At 60.7% G+C, this 3,699-nt stretch carries 7 protein-coding genes; 5 read left to right on the top strand and 2 right to left on the bottom strand.

The window, feature by feature from the left end:
• Window positions 1-141 precede the first annotated feature (141 nt).
• Window positions 142-351: a hypothetical protein gene (locus tag H146_RS21530; RefSeq protein WP_019953025.1), complete on the top strand. Its 210-nt coding sequence runs from the start codon at window positions 142-144 to the stop codon at window positions 349-351.
• Between the two features lie 11 nt (window positions 352-362).
• On the opposite strand, the gene H146_RS0116680 is transcribed toward H146_RS21530, so the two are convergent.
• Window positions 363-956: a LysE family translocator gene (locus tag H146_RS0116680; RefSeq protein ID WP_169433498.1), complete on the bottom strand. Its 594-nt coding sequence runs from the start codon at window positions 954-956 to the stop codon at window positions 363-365.
• A gap of 144 nt (window positions 957-1,100) precedes the next feature.
• On the opposite strand from H146_RS0116680, the gene H146_RS0116675 reads away from it, so the two are divergent.
• The 3 genes from H146_RS0116675 to H146_RS19750 all read left to right on the top strand — a co-directional run bounded on the left by H146_RS0116675 (window position 1,101) and on the right by H146_RS19750 (window position 2,956).
• Window positions 1,101-1,652 carry a TetR/AcrR family transcriptional regulator gene (locus tag H146_RS0116675; RefSeq protein ID WP_019953023.1) on the top strand — a complete coding sequence of 184 codons (552 nt, stop codon included), beginning with the start codon at window positions 1,101-1,103 and terminating at the stop codon, window positions 1,650-1,652.
• Window positions 1,653-1,931: 279 nt separating this feature from the next.
• Window positions 1,932-2,333, top strand: a complete 402-nt coding sequence (locus tag H146_RS0116670; RefSeq protein ID WP_026352070.1) for an MbcA/ParS/Xre antitoxin family protein — start codon at window positions 1,932-1,934, stop codon at window positions 2,331-2,333.
• Entirely contained in the window at window positions 2,330-2,956 is a 627-nt protein-coding gene (locus tag H146_RS19750) for an RES family NAD+ phosphorylase (RefSeq protein WP_051091044.1), read from the top strand. The genes H146_RS0116670 and H146_RS19750 overlap by 4 nt, the downstream gene beginning before the upstream one ends.
• Window positions 2,957-3,013: 57 nt before the next feature.
• On the opposite strand, the gene H146_RS19745 is transcribed toward H146_RS19750, so the two are convergent.
• Window positions 3,014-3,358 carry a LysE family translocator gene (locus tag H146_RS19745; protein WP_019953020.1) on the bottom strand — a complete coding sequence of 115 codons (345 nt, stop codon included), beginning with the start codon at window positions 3,356-3,358 and terminating at the stop codon, window positions 3,014-3,016.
• Between the two features lie 17 nt (window positions 3,359-3,375).
• Between H146_RS19745 and H146_RS19740 the strand changes: the two genes are divergently transcribed.
• On the top strand, window positions 3,376-3,699 hold a 324-nt coding region (locus tag H146_RS19740), incomplete at its 3' end, for an ISAs1 family transposase (RefSeq protein ID WP_019951087.1).

Genomic DNA, 3,699 nt, shown 5'->3' with positions numbered 1-3,699 from the left:
TCCGGCAGGGCCGCCAGTGGCTCGAGCATCGGCTCGACCTGCTCCCTGTCATTACAGGCCTGGGTGACCGCCCCGGCTATCACCAGCAGGCTGTCCGTATCGACTGCCGCCTGGGCATTGTAGCCCTGCTCGAAGCACCAGTTGAACAACCAGGAGACCCAGCACCTCGATCACGAGATCCGCAAACGCCAGTACGCCGCCATTGGCGAGATGGTGTGGCGGCTGCGACCGGACAAGCTCGATGCCGCCCAACCGGAGATCCTGGCCGATATCGAGCCGCTGGGCTGTGTTGGGCGCTGGGACAAGATCCATGTCGGCACCTGCACTATTGGCCAAGGCCCAGTCGGATGATGAATAGGGACTCAACTCTGAATGAAAGCCCAGGAGACCGCCCCGATCATCAGCAGTGCGAAGGTAAGGCGGAGCAGTCTGGAGAAGATAGGACGCTGCACGAGCGGTCGAATGGCGCCACCGACGCACATCCAGAAGATATTGGTGAAGACGGCAACCGCGAGGCAAACCCCCATGGTGGCAATGTAAGCGATAGCCGTCGGCGATAGCGGCAGTAAAAACTGAGAGTAGATCACCAGTAACACCGCGTAGGACTTGGGGTTGAGCACGTTGAGGAGAACCCCATCGCGCATCGTCAGGCGGGCGCCTTCGGCTGCGTTGGTGTCGAGTGGCGTGGACGCGATGCGGTAGGCGAGGTAGAGCACGTAGAGCCCGCCCACGATTTGCAGTGTCAGCTTTGCACCAGGCCAGGCTGCCAGTAGCGCTGCCAGGCCAAGGGCTGCGGCGACCATCGAGATCGCCAGCCCGGTCAGAATGCCCGCATAGAGTGAGAGCGTCTTGCGGACGCCAAAGGTGGCGGATGTCGCCACGATGGTCATCGGTCCCGGCCCCGGAGAGCCAAACAAGAGCATTGCCGTGATAGCGAGTGTGGCGACTTGCGACATGAGCCTTTTCATCTCCGAATATGCTCTTCTCAGAGCGATAGCGACCGCAACATGCCAGCCCTGTTACGGAACCGATAAGTACCGTTTGCATGAAACGGTACTGATCATTACCATCCGGTGTCAAGATCGCAGAGAGGGAAGACCATGGCGATACAGGCTCGTGAGCGATTGATAGCGACGGCGGAAGCGCTGTTCTATCAACGAGGCATCAATACGGTCGGCATCAGCGAGTTGATAGAAACCTCCGGCGTAGGACGTGCGTCGTTCTATCGTCACTTCGACAGCAAGGATGCGCTGGTTCATGCCGCGCTACGTCACCGCAATGAGATCGCCCTGGCATCACTCGAGGCGGGTATCGCCGCCAATGACAGCTCGCCCCTCGGTGTGTTCGATGTCATCGCCGAGCGCTACGGACAAGCCGATTTTCGGGGCTGTGCCTTCATCAACGCCATGGTGGAAGCTGCCGACCGCGGTAGCGAGACCCATCGAATCGCCAGAGAGCACAAGCTGGCACAGATACAGATCATTGCTCGAGTGCTCGAGCAAGCCGGGCACTCACCGAGCTACGAACTCGCCTGCGATTTTCAACTGCTTATCGATGGGGCCGTCATGGGCGTGCTACGAGAGGGCAATCTCGAGCCTGTCGGGAGAGCCAGGCAGATAGCGGCCAGATTGCTGCCATCTCTTCGGACATAACCTCGTCCGTCATGGAGAGATCCGCCCGACAGGCTGCTAGTGTGTCCCTATAAAATGCAACGTTTCTGCCCAGATCAGAGACCGCGATCGTACAGGGCTCTCCCAGCCTTTCCGGGTTTTCCTGCAAGGCACTGAAAACTTTAGTTTTCGTGAATTTTTCTTCCCCCGCTTTTCTCCTCTTGTTCTTCGGATGGCGAACGAAGAGTGCGGTCCCAAAGTGACATGAGGTATCAAATGGCGAATAATCTGAATAAACCGCCATTTGAAAAAGAGGGCGCCATGGCTATTACTCAGATGTCGCGCGATCAGCGTCACGATATGAGCGCTGCGGCCATGCGCACCTACCCCAATATCGCCAGGGACTGGCAGCTTCAGGAGCAGGAGGCCGCGTTGCTGCTCGGCGTGCCCGGTTCGACATACCGTCGCTGGCAGAAGCAACCCGAGAAAGCCACTCTGGACGTGAACCAGTTGGAGCGCATGTCGCTGATCCTGGGGATCTACGAGGCACTGCAAATTCTCCTGCCCCGTAGCGATGCGGCGGACAGCTGGCTACGTCGGCCGAACAGCAACCCGCTTTTTTCGGGGCAGGCGCCCCTGGAGCGACTGCGTAGCGGCCTGGTCTCGGATCTCTACGTGGTGCGTCAGTATCTCGATGCCGCCCGGGGCGGCGGCCATGCATGACGTTTTCATGCTCGACGGTACAGTGGCGTCCTGCTTATCGCATCGTGCCTTCCCGATTCCCGCCTATCGACCTGTTCGAGCGAGTGGCCACGCCCGATGATCGGGACCTTCTCGATCTGCTTGAAGGGCAGACCTCTGCCCGGTTGCGTGAAGAAGCCGGGGCCATTCACATGGTTCGTGAGGAGGATCGGCGCTACGGCCCGGGCTGGAGCCCTGTCATGGCGGCTTTCTGCCACTTCAACGGCCAGGGCTCGCGTTTCAGCGATGGCGCTTTCGGGGTCTACTACTGCGCACTGAGCGAAGTCACCGCCATCGCCGAGACGCGATATCATGCCGAGCGATTCCTGCGCGACTCCCGCGAACCACCGATGCAGCTCCAGCAGCGGGTTTATCTCTCCAACCTGGAGGGCAGACTGCATGACCTGCGAGGCGCTCCTGATGCCACGCCACTGCTCGATCCCGACGACTGGCGTGCGGCGCAGGCGCTCGGTCGGCAAATCCGGGAAGACCGTGGAGACGGTATCGTCTACCCCAGCGTGCGCGACCCCGGGGGCGAGTGCGCGGCAGTGCTGCGCCCACCGGTAATGTCCGCCACGTGGCAGGGGCGACATCTTGGCTGCTAGCGTCAAGCCATCCGGCTACGGCGCTTCAACGATCTCGGGCCCTGGGGTCAGCCAAATCTAGCGGTGCGACGTGGCCAGCGCACCGCCCGCTGCCACGAACAGCCCGCCGGTGGTGCGGTTGAAGACCCGCACACGACGCGGCGTGCCGAACCAGCGGCTCACCGTAGAGCCTACCGAGGCATAGGTGGTCATCGCCGCCAGATCCACCGTGACCCATGTCAGCGCGAGAATCGCGAACTGCGACCACTGTGGCTGACCCAGGTCGATGAAGTTGGGGAAGAGGGCGCCGAAGAACAGCAGATCCTTTGGGTTGCTGATCCCCACGGTGAAGCCCAGGGCGATCGCACGTCGATAATCGATCGCATTTGAAGAATCGCGTGTGAATCGGTATAGCTGAGGCATTTGGTCGGAGTTCCCTCATGACCCAGTCCCCGAAGCCCATCATGGATGTTTTCGTCGCCGTCACCGATCCTCGCCAGTCCAGCAAGGTTCAGCACTCCTTGCCGGAGGTGCTGACCGTGGCGGCCTGCGGCATTCTGGTCGGCACTGACACGTTCGAGGAGATCGAGTTCTGGGCCAAAGAGAAGCTGCCATGGTTGCGCCAGTACCTTACCCTGCCCAACGGAATTCCCTCGCACGATACCTTCGCGCGCCTCTTTGGACTGATGAACCCCGGAGAGTTCGAAGCCGCCTTTCGCCGTTGGGTTGACAGTGTACTGCCCGGCGTCTCACCCCAGGTGGTG

Source organism: Kushneria aurantia DSM 21353, from assembly GCF_000382245.1.
Classification (GTDB): domain Bacteria; phylum Pseudomonadota; class Gammaproteobacteria; order Pseudomonadales; family Halomonadaceae; genus Kushneria; species Kushneria aurantia.
Note: the sequence above shows the minus strand (reverse complement) of the source record. Positions and strands in the feature narration are given on the sequence as shown.